Origin of the sequence: Streptomyces xiaopingdaonensis, from assembly GCF_000262345.1 — a bacterium.
GTDB classification, from domain to species: Bacteria; Actinomycetota; Actinomycetes; order Streptomycetales; family Streptomycetaceae; genus Streptomyces; species Streptomyces xiaopingdaonensis.
Genome location: NZ_AJTQ01000314.1, coordinates 1 through 16,736 on the forward strand (window position 1 = coordinate 1; position 16,736 = coordinate 16,736).

At 70.9% G+C, this 16,736-nt stretch carries 12 protein-coding genes; 3 read left to right on the forward strand and 9 right to left on the reverse strand.

Annotated elements, in window-relative coordinates; all coding sequences use genetic code 11:
• Window positions 1-235: 235 nt before the first annotated feature.
• The 3 genes from UWG_RS0124285 to thyX all read right to left on the reverse strand — a co-directional run bounded on the left by UWG_RS0124285 (window position 236) and on the right by thyX (window position 3,973).
• On the reverse strand, window positions 236-1,921 hold the full coding sequence (locus UWG_RS0124285) for a ribonuclease J (RefSeq protein WP_016909793.1): 1,686 nt from the start codon (window positions 1,919-1,921) through the stop codon (window positions 236-238).
• A 150-nt stretch (window positions 1,922-2,071) separates the two neighbouring features.
• The gene (gene dapA, locus UWG_RS0124290; protein ID WP_016909794.1) at window positions 2,072-2,971 is read right to left on the reverse strand and encodes a 4-hydroxy-tetrahydrodipicolinate synthase; all 900 of its coding nucleotides are present in this window, start codon (window positions 2,969-2,971) and stop codon (window positions 2,072-2,074) included.
• Window positions 2,972-3,232: 261 nt separating this feature from the next.
• Complete coding sequence (gene thyX, locus UWG_RS0124295) at window positions 3,233-3,973, reverse strand: FAD-dependent thymidylate synthase (protein WP_016909795.1); 741 nt, start codon at window positions 3,971-3,973, stop codon at window positions 3,233-3,235.
• 280 nt (window positions 3,974-4,253) lie between these two features.
• Here thyX and UWG_RS0124300 point away from each other — a divergent pair, with 280 nt between their 5' ends.
• Window positions 4,254-4,490 carry a hypothetical protein gene (locus UWG_RS0124300; RefSeq protein ID WP_016909796.1) on the forward strand — a complete coding sequence of 79 codons (237 nt, stop codon included), beginning with the start codon at window positions 4,254-4,256 and terminating at the stop codon, window positions 4,488-4,490.
• Window positions 4,491-4,575: 85 nt separating this feature from the next.
• Entirely contained in the window at window positions 4,576-5,148 is a 573-nt protein-coding gene (locus UWG_RS0124305; protein WP_016909797.1) for a hypothetical protein, read from the forward strand.
• Between the two features lie 4 nt (window positions 5,149-5,152).
• On the opposite strand, the gene UWG_RS0124310 is transcribed toward UWG_RS0124305, so the two are convergent.
• The 6 genes from UWG_RS0124310 to eccD form a co-directional block, all read right to left on the reverse strand.
• Window positions 5,153-5,635: a tetratricopeptide repeat protein gene (locus tag UWG_RS0124310; protein ID WP_016909798.1), complete on the reverse strand. Its 483-nt coding sequence runs from the start codon at window positions 5,633-5,635 to the stop codon at window positions 5,153-5,155.
• Window positions 5,636-5,640: 5 nt separating this feature from the next.
• Complete coding sequence (gene dapB / locus UWG_RS0124315) at window positions 5,641-6,393, reverse strand: 4-hydroxy-tetrahydrodipicolinate reductase (RefSeq protein WP_016909799.1); 753 nt, start codon at window positions 6,391-6,393, stop codon at window positions 5,641-5,643.
• A gap of 47 nt (window positions 6,394-6,440) precedes the next feature.
• On the reverse strand, window positions 6,441-7,826 hold the full coding sequence (locus UWG_RS0124320; RefSeq protein ID WP_016909800.1) for a M16 family metallopeptidase: 1,386 nt from the start codon (window positions 7,824-7,826) through the stop codon (window positions 6,441-6,443).
• Window positions 7,823-10,045 (reverse strand): polyribonucleotide nucleotidyltransferase, encoded by a 2,223-nt coding sequence (locus UWG_RS0124325; protein ID WP_016909801.1) that lies wholly within the window; start codon window positions 10,043-10,045, stop codon window positions 7,823-7,825. Before UWG_RS0124325 ends, UWG_RS0124320 begins: the two co-directional genes overlap by 4 nt.
• Before the next feature lie 278 nt (window positions 10,046-10,323).
• Window positions 10,324-10,614, reverse strand: a complete 291-nt coding sequence (gene rpsO / locus UWG_RS0124330) for a 30S ribosomal protein S15 (protein WP_016909802.1) — start codon at window positions 10,612-10,614, stop codon at window positions 10,324-10,326.
• Between the two features lie 134 nt (window positions 10,615-10,748).
• On the reverse strand, window positions 10,749-12,299 hold the full coding sequence (gene eccD / locus UWG_RS0124335; protein WP_016909803.1) for a type VII secretion integral membrane protein EccD: 1,551 nt from the start codon (window positions 12,297-12,299) through the stop codon (window positions 10,749-10,751).
• Between the two features lie 377 nt (window positions 12,300-12,676).
• Between eccD and UWG_RS0124340 the strand changes: the two genes are divergently transcribed.
• Complete coding sequence (locus UWG_RS0124340; protein ID WP_016909804.1) at window positions 12,677-16,651, forward strand: type VII secretion protein EccC; 3,975 nt, start codon at window positions 12,677-12,679, stop codon at window positions 16,649-16,651.
• Window positions 16,652-16,736 lie beyond the last annotated feature (85 nt).

The following is a 16,736-nucleotide window of genomic DNA, read 5'->3' on the forward strand; positions in this document are numbered from 1 at the left end:
GAGTTCTCAAGGAACGAACGCTTCCATCGAACCCCTCCCAGGGCCCTACGGGCGCTTCCCTCTCGGTGTCCACCACATTACCAGAATCTTTTCGGTGCCTTTTCCGGCCCCCGGTCTGACGCCTGGTCACGAGCCGGGTCGCTGAATGCGACCCTGTGCCCGCCGAAGTGGAGATGTAAACGTACTTGAGCAGGGCGCCCGGACGCAAATCCGGGCGCCCTGCGGTCGGTTGGGGTCAGACCTCGACGACGACCGGGAGGATCATCGGGCGTCGGCGGTAGTTGTCGGAGACCCACTTGCCCACGGTCCGGCGTACGAGCTGCTGGAGTTGGTGGGTCTCGGCGATGCCGTCCTGGGCCGACTTGGCGAGCGCCTCGTCGATCTTCGGGAGCACGTTGGCGAAGTCCGCGTCGTCGATACCGGAGCCTCGGGACTGGATGTGGGGCCCGCCGGAGATCTTGCCCGTGGTGCTGTCGACGACGACGAAGACCGAGATGATGCCCTCGTCGCCGAGGATGCGGCGGTCCTTGAGGGACGCCTCGGTGACGTCGCCCACCGAGAGCCCGTCGACGTAGACGTAGCCGGCCTGGACCTTGCCTGTGATGTTCGCCTTGCCGCCGACGAGGTCGACGACGACGCCGTCCTCGGCGATCACGATGTGGTCGTGGGGCACACCCGTCTTCGCCCCGAGTTCCGCGTTGGCACGCAGGTGTCGCCACTCGCCGTGGACCGGCATGAGGTTGTTCGGCTGGCAGATGTTGTAGAAGTACAGTAGTTCGCCGGCCGAGGCGTGGCCCGAGACGTGGACCTTGGCGTTGCCCTTGTGGACTACGTTGGCGCCCCAGCGCGTGAGGCCGTTGATGACGCGGTAGACGGCATTCTCGTTGCCGGGGATCAGCGAGGAAGCCAGGATCACCGTGTCGCCGGGGACGATGCGGATCTGGTGCTCGCGGTTGGCCATCCGCGACAGGGCCGCCATCGGCTCGCCCTGCGAACCCGTGCAGACGAGGACGACCTCGTCGTCCGGGAGGTCGTCGAGCGCCTTGACGTCGACGAGCAAGCCGTCGGGGATGTTGAGGTAGCCGAGCTCCTTGGCGATGCCCATGTTGCGGACCATCGAGCGGCCGACGAACGCGACGCGGCGGCCGTACTCGTGGGCGGCGTCGAGGATCTGCTGGATGCGGTGGACGTGGCTGGCGAAGCTCGCCACGATGATGCGCTTCTGCGCGCCGGCGAAGACCTGGCGCAGTACTCCCGAGATCTCGCTCTCGGGCGGGACGAAGCCGGGGACCTCGGCGTTGGTCGAGTCCGACAGCAGGAGGTCGATGCCCTCCTCGCCGATGCGGGCGAAGGTGCGCAGGTCCGTGAGCCGCCCGTCGAGCGGGAGTTGGTCCATCTTGAAGTCGCCGGTGTGGACGACCAGACCTGCGGGGGTCCGGACGGCGACGGCGAGGGCGTCGGGGATCGAGTGGTTGACCGAGACGAACTCGCACTCGAAGGGACCGATCCGCTCCGTGTGCCCCTCTTCCACCTCAAGGGTGTAGGGACGGATGCGGTGCTCCTGGAGCTTCGCCTCGATGAGGGCGAGCGTCAGCTTGGAGCCGATGAGCGGGATGTCCGGCTTCTCGCGGAGGAGGTAGGGGACGCCGCCGATGTGGTCCTCGTGGCCGTGGGTGAGGACGATCCCCTCGATGTCGTCGAGGCGGTCCCGGATCGAGGTGAAGTCCGGGAGGATCAGGTCGATGCCCGGCTGCTCCTCCTCGGGGAAGAGGACGCCGCAGTCGACGATGAGGAGCCGGCCTCCGTACTCGAAGACGGTCATGTTGCGGCCGATCTCGCCGAGGCCGCCGAGCGGTGTGACGCGGAGGCCGCCTTCCGGGAGTTCGGGCGGCGGCCCCAGCTCGGGGTGCGGATGACTCAAAAGACTCTCCTTACTACACGCGCCACGCGCCTCAGGGGCACGTGGCGCGCGATATTCGTTTGCGTACGACGGACGTACGTGTCGAGCGTGATGCGTGGATGAGGTCGTGCGACGACAGGTTCTTCTGTATGCAGTTGTGAAGACTGTGGGTTAGAGCCCTACCCCGCCGTGTGCGAGATCGTGCCTGAGCTGTTCGGCTTCCTCTTGTGAGAGGTGGACCAGCGGGAGGCGGAGCGGGCCTGCGGGCAGACCCTTGGCTGCGAGTGCGGCCTTGGTCGTGATGACGCCCTGGGTGCGGAACATCCCGGTGAAGACGGGGAGGAGCTTCTGGTGGATCTCCGTCGCCTTGACGACGTCGCCGCTGAGGTGCGCGTCGAGCATGGCGCGGAGCTCCGGGGTGACCAGGTGGCCGACGACGGAGACGTAGCCGACGGCGCCGACGGAGAGCAGCGGCAGGTTGAGCATGTCGTCGCCGCTGTACCAGGCGAGGCCGCTGGTGGCGATGGCCCAGCTGGCGCGGCCCAGGTCACCCTTGGCGTCCTTGTTGGCGACGATCCGCGGATGCTCGGCGAGCCGGACGATCGTCTCGGTGTTGATGGGGACGCCGCTGCGGCCCGGGATGTCGTAGAGCATCACCGGGAGTTCGGTGGCGTCGGCGATCGCCGTGAAGTGCTGGTGGAGGCCCTCCTGCGGAGGCTTGCTGTAGTACGGGGTGACCGCGAGGAGGCCGTGGGCGCCGGCGCGTTCGGCGTCCCTGGCGAGCTCGAGGCTGTGTGCCGTGTCGTTGGTGCCGGCCCCCGCCACCACGTGTGCCCGGTCTCCGACGGCCTCCACGACTGCCTGGACCAACTGGCCTTTCTCCGCGTTGCTCGTCGTCGGGGACTCGCCGGTGGTGCCGTTGACGATCAGGCCGTCATTGCCGGCGTCCACCAGATGAGCAGCGAGGCGCTGGGCGCCGTCGAGGTCGAGCGAACCGTCCTCTTCGAACGGCGTGACCATCGCTGTCAGGACCCGCCCGAAGGGCGTCTGCGGTGTGGAGGTCGGAGCCATGGGGTCCACGCTACTCGCAGCGCGCCACCTCGTGCGCCTTAGGGGCTCGCTCCGGGAAGCGAGGAGGGCCCGGCGCTGCATGCTCGGGGGTTCAAGCAGCGCCGGACCCGCTCTTCGAGGCTAGAGGAACGTGGAGAAAACTCGCAATACGGACACCTGTTGCGCCCGGCCACCCGAGTCGGCGGCCCGGCACAGAGCGGCGGCGCGAAGAGCGATGCACTCGGACGGGCCGACCAGGGGCGTGCCGCCCGGCGCCGAGAGTCAGGGCGCCACGCGGCCGTTGGCGTTGAACGCGGCGTGGGTGAGCGGCATGAGCCTCGCCCACTCCGCCTCCATCCGCTCGCCCACCATCGCGATCTCGCGCTGCGGGAAGCTCGGGACGGCGGCGTCCTCGTGCTGGGTGCGCAGGCCTAGGAAGTGCATGAGGGAGCGGGCGTTGCAGGTGGCGTACATCGAGGAGAAGAGGCCGACGGGCAGGACCGCACGGGCGACCTCGCGGGCGATACCGGCGTCGAGGAGCTCGCGGTAGGTGGCGTACGCCTTGCGGTAGGCGGACTCCATCGCGTCGACCGTGAGGGCGTGCTGCTCCTCGGTGCCCTCGACGAACTCGTACTTGCCGGGGCGGCCCTGCTGTACGAGCTTGCGGTCGGGTGCCGGGACGTAGAAGACCGGGTCGAGGCGGCGGTAGCGGCCGGACTCCTCGTTGTACGACCATCCGGTGCGGTGGCGGTGGAACTCGCGGAAGACGAAGATCGGGGCGCTCACGAGGAACGTCATGGAGTTGTGCTCGAAGGGGCTGCCGTGGCGGTCGCGCATGAGGTAGTTGATGAGGCCCTTGGAACGCTGCGGGTCCTTCTGCAGCTCGTCGAGGGACTGCTCGCCTGCGGTGGAGACGCGGGCCGCCCAGAGGACGTCGGTGTCCGAGGCGCTGTGCTTGACCAGCTCCACGCCGACGTCCCCGCGGAATGCCGGCTCGGCCTGCTGGTCCGTGGTCTCGGTCATCGTGAGTCCTTCCGCTCCGTGCTTGTTGCGTCGTGTACCGGGCAACGGCGACAACCCTATGGCCCGCCGCCGACACCGCCGCAGGGGCCGATCGGTGCCGCCGGCCGTGCGAACGGCGGCGACGTATGCGTGACGGAAAGGGCGCCGCGGTACAGAAGTGGGGCAATCACCCTCGCGGTCCGCGGAATCCGTCACCATCCGACGCCCGGGTCGGGCACTCACGGCCACCGCGGGACGTTCACCTCATGCAGCCCAGACCGACCTTACGGAGCGCGCCCACATGTTCCGCCGCGGAGAATCCGTCCCGTTCGCCTTCCTCGCCGATTCCGAGCGTTTCCGCAGCAACGTCAAGCCGCCGCCCAAGCCGCGACGCACCACGGGTCAGCGGATCGGCGGGGCGCTCGTCGGGCTGACGGTCGTGGCGGGGATCGTCGGCTCGCTCGTGCTGGCGGGCCCGGCGCTCGACACCACGCAGGAGGACGGCGGCGGTCCGGCGGCCACGGCCGAGCACCGCTGATCCGTCCGGCACCCCTGGGGTGGCCCGGTCACGCGCGTCTCGCTAATCTCACCGCTCAGAACCGAGCGACGAACGAGGATGCGCCGTGCCCCTCCCCTTCCTGACGGTCGACCGCGAACCGGCCGCCGACCACGACCTGCCGTCTCTCAAGCACGAGGACCGCGAAATGTGGCGCCGGCCGTACCGGCCGGGCCCCTGGCGCGTAGGGGGCGGGGCGCTGCTCCTGCTGCTCGCCTCGTACATGCTCTTCTCCGCGCTGGTGATCGCGGTGGCCGGTTCGTACCCGAGCGCACTCGTCTGCGCGTTCGCCGCGGCACTGGTGATAGTCGCCGCGCTGCGGCTGCTGCGTGCCGGGGTGTGGGTGAGCGCGCACGGGATACGCCACGTCGGCGTGGTGCGGACCTCGACGCTGCGGTGGCGCGAGGTGGACTCCGTGCAGACGGTCCAGCAGCCGGTGAAGTGGCTCGGGTTGCCGAGGACGGTGCAGGGAGAGGCGCTGCGGCTGACACCGGCGCGCAACGGCAGACGGCAGGGCGGGGCCGTCCGCGAGGACCGGACACTCCTCACCGACCACAACGCCGACTTCCTCAAGCGGCACGACTCCTTCGACTCGGCCGCCGACGTGATAGAAGCCTGGGCCGCCGAGTACCGGCGTTGACGCGTCAGGCGCGTCCGGGCGTGCGGTTCCCCGGCGCCGCGCCCGTCCGCTCGCGGGCGTGCAGCCGGATGGCGTGCTCCATCGCCTTGCGTGCGCGCGGGGTGTCCTTCGCGTCGTGGTAGGCGACGGCGAGGCGGAACCAGACGCGCCAGTTCTCCGGCTCCGCCTCCGCCTCGGCACGCCGCGCCGCGAAGACCGCGTCGGCCGACTCGCGGACGATCCGCCCCGCTGGGGTGCGCTCCAACTCGTCGACGGGCAGGCCGCCTTCGGCCTCGAGTTCGCGTGAGAGCCTGCCCGCGCGGGAGGCGAAGCGCGTCGTCTTCCACAGGAACCACACGCCGATCAGCGGCAGCACGAGTACGGCGACGCCGAAGGCGACCGTCACCGGTGTCCCCTGCTGGATGAGCAGCCAGCCGCGGCTGCCGACGAGGACGAAGTAGGCGACGAGGACCGCCGCGAGCGTGAAATAGGTGATCTTGGCGCGCACGGTGTTCAGTCCAGGTCGAGGAAGTGCTCGAGCCCGAACGTCAGCCCCGGCGTCGAGGGGACGCGGCGGATGCCGAGGAGCACGCCCGGCATGAACGAGCTGCGGTGCATCGAGTCGTGCCGCAGCGTGAGGGTTTCGCTCTCGCCGCCGAAGAGGACCTCCTGGTGTGCGACGAGGCCCCGCAGCCGCACGGCGTGCACGGGGACGCCCTCGACGTCCGCGCCGCGTGCGCCGTCGAGCGACGTGGCCGTGGCGTCCGGCTGTGCCGGGAGTCCCGCAGCGTTCCGTGCCTCGCCGACGACCTGTGCCGTGCGGACCGCCGTGCCGCTGGGGGCGTCGGCCTTGTTCGGGTGGTGCAGTTCGACGACCTCCACCGACTCGAAGAAACGCGCCGCCTGCTGTGCGAAGCGCATCGTGAGGACCGCGCCGATGCCGAAGTTGGGGGCGATGAGGACGCCGGTGCGCGGGGAGACCGCGAGGTGGTCGCGGAGGGTGCGGAGGCGCTCGTCGGTCCAGCCCGTGGTGCCGATGACGGCGTGGATGCCGTGGTCGACGCAGTACTCGGCGTTGGCCATGACGGCGTCGGGGCGTGTGAGGTCGACGGCGACCTCGGCACCCGACTCGGTGAGGCGCTCCAGCGGGTCTTGGCTGCCGAGAGCGGCGACGAGCTCCATGTCGGGAGCCGACTCGACGGCCTGCACGGCCTCGGAGCCCATCCGGCCCCGGGCGCCGAGTACCGCTACGCGCTGCTTGCTCATGTGCTGGTTCCTTCGCGTGTGGTGTGGTCGCGGCCGGTCGTGCCCGGTCAGGCGACGGCGTCCTCGAGCCGGGCTGCGCGGCGTCCGTCCAGTCGGCCGATGAGGGAGAGCGACGGGCGCCGGGTGAGCACCTCGGAGGCGACGGCACGGACGTCGTCCGGTGTGACGGCGGAGATCTTCGCCAACATCGCGTCGACCGACATCTGCTCGCCCCAGCAGAGTTCGCTCTTGCCGATGCGGTGCATCAGCGCCCCCGTGTCCTCCATGCCGAGCACGGTGGAGCCGGCCAACTGGCCGATGGCGCGGCGTACTTCGTCGTCGGAGAGGCCGTGGGAGGCGACGTCGTCGAGTTCCTCCCGGCAGATCTTCAGGACCTCGGGGACCTGCGCCGGCCGGCAGCCCGCGTAGACGCCGAAGAGGCCGCAGTCGGCGAAGCCGGAGGTGAAGGAGTAGGTGCTGTAGGCGAGGCCGCGGCGCTCGCGGATCTCCTGGAAGAGTCGGGAGCTCATGCCCCCGCCGAGCGCGGTACTGAGCACGCCGAGCGCCCACCTGCGCTCGTCGTACCGGGAGAGGCCCGGCAGCCCGAGGACGAAGTGGGCCTGCTCCGTCGCACGGTCCACCACGTCGAGCTTGCCCGGCGCGCGGACGGTGCGGCTTCCGCTGCGGGGCGGCAGGGGTGCGGCCGGCTCTCGGGTCGCGTCGGCGCGCTCGAAGGCGCGGCGGACGCGGCGTACGACGTCGGCGTGGTCGAGGTTGCCCGCGGCGGCGACGACGAGGTGCGTGGGGTCGTAGTGCTTGCGGTAGAAGCGGGCGACGCGGTCCCTCGTGAGGGCGTTCACCGTCTCGGCCGTGCCGAGGACGGGGCGGCCCAGGGGGGTGTCGCCGAACATGGTGCGCGCGAAGACGTCGTGGACGCAGTCGCCCGGGTCGTCGTCGGTCATCGCGATCTCTTCGAGGATGACGCCGCGTTCGGCCTCCAGCTCCTCCTCGTCGATCACGGAACCCGTGAGCATGTCGCAGACGACGTCGACGGCGAGCGGGAGGTCGGTGTCGAGGACGCGGGCATAGTAGCAGGTGAACTCCTTCGCGGTGAAGGCGTTCATCTCGCCGCCGACGGCGTCGAGCGCCGAGGAGATCTCCAGGGCACTGCGCTGCTCGGTGCCCTTGAAGAGCAGGTGCTCCAGGTAGTGGGTGGCGCCGTTGAGCGCCGGGGTCTCGTCGCGGGAGCCGACGTGCGCCCAGATGCCGAAGGTGACCGAGCGGACCGTCGGGACCGTCTCGGTGACGATCCGCAGGCCGCTCGGCAGCACGGTCTTGCGTACGGTCCCGGCGCCGCGCACCCCCTCGACCTCGGTGCGGGTGACGGCGCGGCTACGGGCGACGGCCCGCCCCGCGGATGCGGAGCGGGCCGTCTCACGGTGCTTGCGGGTCACTGGCCGGCCGACTCGCCGTCCGCAGCCTCGCCTTCGGCCTCCTCGTCGAGGACGGGGATGAGCGAGAGCTTGCCGCGCTGGTCGATCTCGGCGATCTCGACCTGGACCTTCTGGCCGACGCCGAGGACGTCCTCGACGTTCTCGACGCGCTTTCCGCCGGCGAGCTTGCGGATCTGCGAGATGTGCAGCAGACCGTCCTTGCCCGGGAGCAGCGAGACGAACGCGCCGAAGGTGGTCGTCTTGACGACGGTGCCCAGGTACCGCTCGCCGACCTCGGGCATCGTCGGGTTGGCGATGCCGTTGATCGTGGAGCGGGCGGCCTCGGCGGCCGGACCGTCGGCGGCACCGATGTAGATGGTGCCGTCGTCCTCGATGGTGATGTCGGCGCCCGTGTCCTCCTGGATCTGGTTGATCATCTTGCCCTTGGGGCCGATGACCTCGCCGATCTTCTCCACCGGGATCTTGACCGTGATGATCCGGGGCGCGTTCGGGGACATCTCGTCCGGAACGTCGATCGCCTCGTTCATCACGTCGAGGATGTGCAGCCGGGCCTCGCGGGCCTGCTTCAGCGCCGCACCGAGCACCGAGGCGGGGATGCCGTCGAGCTTGGTGTCGAGCTGGAGCGCGGTGACGAACTGCTTGGTGCCGGCGACCTTGAAGTCCATGTCGCCGTAGGCGTCCTCGGCGCCGAGGATGTCGGTGAGCGTGACGTAGTGCGTCTCGCCCTCGACCTCCTGCGAGATGAGGCCCATGGCGATGCCCGCGACCGGGGCCTTCAGCGGCACACCGGCGTTGAGGAGGGACATCGTCGACGCGCAGACGGAGCCCATCGAGGTGGAGCCGTTGGAGCCCAGCGCCTCGGAGACCTGGCGGATCGCGTAGGGGAACTCCTCGCGCGTCGGCAGCACCGGCACCACGGCGCGCTCGGCGAGCCGGCCGTGGCCGATCTCGCGGCGCTTCGGGGAGCCGACGCGGCCCGTCTCGCCGGTGGAGTACGGCGGGAAGTTGTAGTTGTGCATGTAGCGCTTGCGGGTCACCGGGGAGAGGGTGTCCAGCTGCTGTTCCATGCGGAGCATGTTGAGCGTCGTGACGCCGAGGATCTGCGTCTCGCCGCGCTCGAAGAGCGCCGAGCCGTGGACCCGCGGGATCGCCTCGACCTCGGCGGCGAGCGTGCGGATGTCCGTCACGCCGCGGCCGTCGATGCGCTTCTTCTCCTTGATGACGCGCTCGCGCACCAACTGCTTGGTGAGCGCGCGGTACGCCGCGGAGATCTCCTTCTCGCGGCCCTCGAACTGCGGCAGCAGCTTCTCGGCGGCGACGCCCTTGAGTCGGTCGAGCTCGCCCTCGCGCTCCTGCTTGCCGGCGATCGTCAGCGCCTGCGCGAGCTCGTCGCGGACGGCGGAGGAGAGCGCCTCCAGGACGTCGTCCTGGTAGTCGAGGAAGATCGGGAACTCGCCCGTCGGCTTCGCGGCCTTCGAGGCGAGGTCGGCCTGCGCGGTGCAGAGCGCCTTGATGAACGGCTTGGCCGCCTCGAGGCCGGCTGCGACGAGCTCCTCGGTGGGCGCCTCGGCGCCGGCGCCGACGAGTTCGATCGTCTTCTCGGTCGCCTCGGCCTCGACCATCATGATCGCGACGTCGCCGTCCGGCAGCATGCGGCCGGCGACGACCATGTCGAAGACGGCCTCCTCCAGCTCCGTGACGGTCGGGAAGGCCACCCACTGGCCGCGGATCAGGGCGACGCGGGTGCCGCCGATCGGGCCGGAGAAGGGGAGCCCCGCCAGCTGCGTCGAGCAGGAGGCGGCGTTGATCGCGACGACGTCGTAGAGGTGCTCGGGGTTGAGCGCCATCACGGTCTCGACGACCTGGATCTCGTTGCGCAGGCCGTGCTGGAACGACGGCCGCAGCGGGCGGTCGATGAGCCGGCAGGTGAGGATCGCGTCCTCGGAGGGGCGGCCCTCGCGGCGGAAGAAGCTTCCGGGGATCTTGCCGGCCGCGTACATCCGCTCCTCGACGTCCACGGTCAGCGGGAAGAAGTCCAGCTGGTCCTTGGGGTTCTTCGAGGCGGTCGTGGCCGAGAGCACCATGGTGTCGTCGTCCAGGTACGCGACTGCGGAGCCGGCGGCCTGCCTGGCGAGGCGGCCGGTCTCGAAGCGGACGGTGCGGGTGCCGAAGGAGCCGTTGTCGATGACGGCCTCGGCGTAGTGGGTCTCGTTCTCCACCAGTGTTTTCTCCTCGTCTGTGCCCCTCGCCGTCCTGGCGGAGGGGCCGTCTGCGGCGGAGCGCCCCCATGGCGGGCCGGTCTTCGATCGAAGCACCCGGACTGCGGTGTCCGAGGGCCACTACCGAGGACCGACGTCGGGGGGTGCGCCCCGGCCTTCAAAACTGTGTTCTCGTCTGTGAGTCCTTGGAGACCAGCCTACAAAGAGGGGCCGCCTTCGGGCTCGTTCGCATACGGAGAAGGAGCGGCCCCCTCCGGGAGCCGCTCCCCTGCGTGCGTCTAGCGGGCGCCCGCGGCACCGCGGCGGATGCCGAGGCGCTCGACGAGCGCACGGAAGCGCTGGATGTCCTTCTTGGCGAGGTACTGCAGCAGCCGGCGGCGCTGGCCGACCAGGAGCAGCAGGCCACGGCGCGAGTGGTGGTCGTGCTTGTGGAACTTCAGGTGCTCCGTCAGGTCGGAGATGCGACGCGAGAGCAGAGCCACCTGGACCTCGGGGGAGCCGGTGTCACCCTCCTTGGTGGCGAACTCGGTCATGATCTGCTTCTTGGTCGCGGCGTCGAGAGACGACACTCGTACTCCTCGGGTTGTGCCGCCGAGCGCCCCTGGTCTTCTTCACAGAGGTACTTCGATACTCGGAAGGCCGATCCAGGGTATCAGCGCGCCCGGACCGCTCCGTCCACGGTCGGCGCCGGGCTCCGGCCGCCTCAGTCGCTGGTCAGCGCGCGGGCCGAGGAGTAGACGTCGAGCACCGCGAGGCAGAGCGGGAGGAGCGTCAGCAGGACGAAGGTCTCCAGGATCTCCAGCGACCTGCCCCAGAACGGAGTGACGCCGCTGCGCGGGACGATCAGCGCGACCGCGGTGGCGAGCGCGGCGGCCGCTGCCAGGCTCGCGGTGAGCCAGACGGTGCGGATGTCGAGGGCCGCGCCGTCCCCCGCGAGCATCTCGCGGACGGCGTCGACCGGCGGGTTGAGCGCGAGCCCGACGGCGAGGAGGACGAGGGAGCCGAGCCCCGCCACGAGCGCGCACGCCACCTGCGAGGTGTAGCGGAAGAGCCGCGCCCGCAGCAGCATCGCCAATCCCGCGGCGAGCGCGAGGAGCTGTCCCCAGCCGTTGTCGGAGAAGCCCAGCACGGCCGCGCTGCCGACGACGACGGCGGCGCAGCCGCCCACGAGGCCGACGAGCATCTCGTGTCCCCGCCTCGCCCGGGCCGCGATCGCCTCGCCGTCGACGGGCCCGCGGGTCTCGGGGGCGGCGTCCGGGTCGGCGAGGTAGTCACCGCCGCCGGAGTGGGGCGGGTCGAAGCCGATGGGCAGGCGTGCGAAGCGCGTCGAGAGGCCGGGCAGGAAGGCGAGGAGGCCGACGGCGAGCGGCGCTCCGAAGGCCGCCGTCTCCACGGGGCTGAAGTCGGCGAGGATCGCGACGAAGGTGAGCAGCGTGCCGACGGTGGAGGTGAAGGCGGCGGCGACGAACGGGCCGTCGCCGTGCGGCGTCAGCGCGATCAGCACGGAGGAGGCGACGAGCACCGCGACGCAGCCGAGCAGGAACTGGAGCCGTCCGACGCCCTGCCCGTCGGCGAGCGGGAGCAGCCCGGAACCGGCGATCATGACCATCGGCAGGGCGCCGAGCCCGAGCGCGACGGCGGACGCGCGGTCCTCGTAGACGCGTGCGCGCACGGCGGAGAGGGCGACGAGCAGCACTCCCGTGACGGACGCGAGGATGCCGGCGAGGCCGTGCATGTCGTGGCCGACCGGATCGGCGAACCAGAGCACGAAGGCCATGGCGAGCAGCAGCACGGCTCCGCCCGTCAGCCCTGCGGCGCGCATCTGCCCGTCGTTCCACATGCGCCGCTCGCGCGTGACGCCGGTGGCCACCGCGTCGGAGACGTCGTCGAAGACCGCCGGCGGGAGGGATTCGGCGAACGGGCGGAGGCTGAGCACCTCGCCGTCGAGGATGCGTTGCGCGAAGAAGGAGCGGGACGCGTCGAGCACGGTGCCGTCGCGCCGTACGAGGTGGTAGCCGACCGGGGCGCCTTCGCCCGGGGCCTGGCCCGAGAGGCGGAGGATCTCCGGATAGATGTCGGCGACGGGGATGTCCTCGGGGAGCGCGACGTCGATCCTGCTGTCGGGCGCGACGATGGTGACGCGACAGAACCCCGTCTCCGCGGCGGTCGCCGGGCCGTGCCCCGAGGTGCGGGAGGCGGCCGCGCGGCTGCGCCCCTGTCCCTGGCCGGCGGGCGCCGGGGTCGTCGTACTCACCTGCGGGTCCCCCTTGTTCGGACTGCTTCGGTGTCTGCGGCTGCGCTGCGCGGGCGCGCGGGCGGCGGGCCGCGGCGCGGGCCTCGGCCCGGCGGGCGGTCCGGCAGATGTGCGCCGGTCTCCGCCGCTGCGCTCACCGCGCGACACCCTACAGCTCCCCCGCAACTCCCGCGGCCAGTAGGATCACTTCGCGCAGTGGATGCCCGACCGCGTCGCACCCCGCAGCCGGACGGACCGGCCCTTGCCGTACGCGCCGCGCGTGCCGGGGCGAACGACCGCACGTCTCCGTCAACGCGTCGGCCGTCGGCCGCAGTTGCGGCGGGTGAGGGCACGGGTCCGCGAGGGAAATCGAGGGGGAACCAGGAAGTGGTGCGACCGTGACCCAGATCGTCGTGAAGCGTCCGTCGCGGGCACTGCCCACCGAAGTGCCGAGCGACACGCTTCAGTTGGAGCCGCCGCCCGAACTGCCCCGCGGGCAGCAGGAGGGCATGCTGATGCAGATCATGCCGATGCTCGGCATGGGCGGCTCGGTCGTCTTCTTCTTCATGCCCGGCGCGCACCCGTTCATGCGGATCATGGGCATGCTGATGCTCGCCTCGACGGTCGGCATGGCCGTCGCGATGGTGATCCGCTACCGCAGGGGCACGCAGGGCCAGTTGGCGCAGATGCGCCGCGACTACCTCAAGTACCTCGCCCAGACCCGGCGCAAGGTCCGCAGGACGGCGACGAAGCAGCGCGACGCGCAGTTCTACCTCCACCCGGAGCCCGACCAGCTCTGGTCGCTCGTCGCCGAGGGCAGCCGGGTCTGGGAACGCCGGTACACGGACGAGGACTTTGGTCAGGTCCGCGTCGGCCTCGGCGAACAGCAGCTCGCCACGCCCCTGGTGGCCCCGGAGACCGCGCCCGTCGACGAGCTAGAGCCGCTCACGGCCGGCGCCATGCACCAGTTCCTCAACACCCACAGCACGCTCGGCGGGCTGCCGATCGCGGTCTCGCTCCGCGCCTTTTACCACATGACGGTGAGCGGCGAGGCCGCCTCCGTCTACGGCACGGCGCGCGCCATGGTCGGCGGCCTCGCCGCGCTCCACTCGCCGACGGACCTGGTGGTCGTCGTCGCTGCCTCGGGGCCCGCGCGCAAGGAGTGGGAGTGGGCGAAGTGGCTGCCGCACGTCCAGGACCGCGAGAACACCGACGGGGCGGGACAGCGGCGTCTCGTCCTCGACGACGCGCTGGAGCTCGAGGACTACCTCGCGGTGAAGCTGGAGGGCCGGCCGCGGTTCAACCTCGACGCGGAGCCCGTCCCCGAGCAGCCGCACGTCGTCGTCGTACTCGACGGGGTGCAGGTGCCGCCGACCTCCGTCCTCGCCGCGCCCGAGGGGCTCCAGGGCGTGACCGTACTGGAGGTCGTGGCGGGCGAGTTGGAGGCCCCGCGCGGTGGGCTCTCCGCCGTCGTCCACGCCGGGGAGCTGCAGTTGGAGTCCGGCCACGGGCTCGTCTACGACGGCGTCCCCGACCAGCTTTCGGCCCCCGCGGCCGAGGCCCTCGCCCGGCAGCTCGCGCCGCTGCGCGTCGCCGCCTCCGGCGCCGACGACGACGAACCCCTCCTCGCCAAGCTCGACTTCACCGACCTCCTCAACCTCGGCGACGCCGCCTCGATCGACCCGACGCGCACCTGGCGTCCGCGGTCGCAGGCCGAGCGGCTGCGCGTGCCGATCGGCGTCGGCGTCGACGGGCAGCCGGTGATGCTCGACCTGAAAGAGGCGGCGCAGGACGGCATGGGGCCGCACGGGCTCTGCGTCGGCGCGACCGGCTCCGGCAAGTCCGAGCTGCTGCGCACGCTCGTCCTCGGGCTGGCGGTCACCCACTCCTCCGAGACGCTCAACTTCGTCCTCGCGGACTTCAAGGGCGGCGCCACCTTCGCCGGCATGGCCCATATGCCGCACGTCGCCGCCGTCATCACCAACCTCGCCGACGACCTGACCCTCGTCGACCGCATGGGCGACTCCATCCGCGGCGAGCTCAACCGCCGCCAGGAGATGCTCCGCGACGCCGGCAACTACGCCAACATCCACGACTACGAGAAGGCGCGCGCCGCGGGCGCTCCCCTCTCCCCCATTCCGTCGCTCGTCCTCGTCATCGACGAGTTCAGCGAACTCCTCACCGCCAAGCCCGACTTCATCGACATGTTCATCCAGATCGGGCGCATCGGCCGCTCGCTCGGGGTGCACCTGCTCCTCGCATCGCAGCGGCTGGAGGAGGGGAGGCTGCGCGGTCTGGAGACGTACCTCTCCTACCGGATCGGGCTCCGCACCTTCTCGGCCGCCGAGTCCAGGGCGGCGCTCGGCGTCGTCGACGCGTACCACCTGCCCTCGGTGCCGGGCTCCGGCTACCTGAAGTTCGGCACGGACGAGATGGTGCGGTTCAAGGCGGCGTACGTCTCCGGCGTCTACCGCTCCGCCGACTCCGACCACGAGCCCGTACCGTCAGGGCCGCTGCCCGCGGGGCGGCGTTCCGTCCTCTTCACCGCGGCGCCCGTCGAGGTGCCGGAGCACGAGCCCGCGCCCGTCGCGATGCCGAGCCCGCGCAGCTCCGCGGACGACGACGCGCTCGCCGACACCGTCCTCGACGTCGTCGTCCGACGGCTGGAAGGGCAGGGGTCGCCGGCGCACCAGGTGTGGCTGCCGCCGCTCGACGCCCCGCCCTCCCTCGACCAGCTCCTCCCCGGCCTCTCCACGGTCCCGGAACGGGGGCTCACCCAGCCCGACTACCCGCGCAAGGGCGAACTCGTCGTCCCGCTCGGCCTCGTGGACAAGCCGTTCGAGCAGCGCCGCGACCCGCTCTACCGGGACTTCTCCGGGGCCGCGGGGCACATGCAGATCATCGGCGGGCCGCAGTCCGGCAAGTCGACGCTCGTGCGCACCCTCATCTCGGCCTTCGCCCTCACCCACACGCCGGCCGAAGTCCAGTTCTACGGGCTCGACTTCGGCGGTGGCGGAATGTCGGCCGTACAGCACCTGCCGCACGTGGGCGGTGTCGCCTCGCGCCTCGACCCCGAGCGCGTGCGCCGTACCGTCGCCGAGGTCTACTCCATCCTCAACAGGCGCGAGGAGTACTTCCGCGCCAACGGCATCGACTCCATCGCCACCTACCGCAGGCGCCGCGCCCGCGGCGAGATCACCGACCAGGCGTGGGGCGACGTCTTCATCGTCGTCGACGGCTGGGCCAACTTCCGCGCCGAGTACGACGGGCTCGATCAGGTCATCACCGACATCGCCGCGCGCGGGCTCGGCTACGGCGTCCACGTCGTGATCACCGGCTCGCGCGCCATGGAGATCCGGGCCGCCCTCAAGGACCAGCTCGGCAACCGCCTGGAGCTGCGCCTCGGCGACACCATGGACTCCGAATTCGACCGGAAGGTCGCGGCCAACGTCCCCGCGGGCGTACCCGGGCGCGGCCAGACGCCGGAGAAGCTGCACTTCATGGGCGCCGTCCCGCGGATCGACGGCGTCGAGTCCGACTCCGTCCTCTCCGACGCGACCGCCGAACTCACCAAGGCCGTCACCGACGCCTGGACCGGCAGCCCCGCCCCCGCGGTCCGGCTCCTCCCCCGCGAGCTGCCCGCGGCCCAACTGCCCCCCGGCGACGCGGCGCCCGAGCGCGGCGTCGCCTTCGCCATCGACGAGAACAACCTCGAACCCGTCTTCGTCGACTTCGAGACCGACCCGTTCTTCCTCGTCTTCGGCGAGAGCGAGTCGGGGAAGACGGCGCTGCTGCGGCTCCTCACCCGGCAGATCACCAAGCGGTACGGTCCGGAGGAGGCGAAGATCGTCGTCGGCGACTACCGGCGCTCGCTCCTCGGCGCCGTTCCCCAGAGTCACCTCATCGAGTACGCGGCGATGTCCAACGCCATGGAGGTGCACATGAACGCCCTCCAGGACCTGATGGAGCGCCGCCAGCCGCCATCCGACGTCACGCAGCAGCAGCTCCGCGACCGGAGTTGGTGGACCGGGCCGCAGATCTTCATCCTCGTCGACGACTACGAACTCGTCGCGACCTCCAGCGGCAACCCGCTCTCCGTCCTCACCGAGAACCTGCCGTTCGCCCGCGACATCGGCGTCCGCTTCATCATCGCGCGCTCCACCGGCGGTGCCTCGCGCTCCATGTTCGAGACGTTCATGACGCGCATCAAGGAACTCGGCGCACAGGGCATCGTCCTCTCCGGGGACCCCGGCGAGGGAGAACTCCTCGGCAAGGTCAGGCCACGGCCGATGCCGACCGGGCGCGGGGTCTTCGTCTCGCGGAAACGGGGGAACCCGCTGGTGCAAGTCGGCTGGCTCCCCGAGGAGTTGTAGGCGACCACTGCGAACAGTCATACGGCGTCACCCTGGGTTGCTAGGGTGACGCCGTCTTTCGTATGCGCTTCTGCGTCCCAGAATC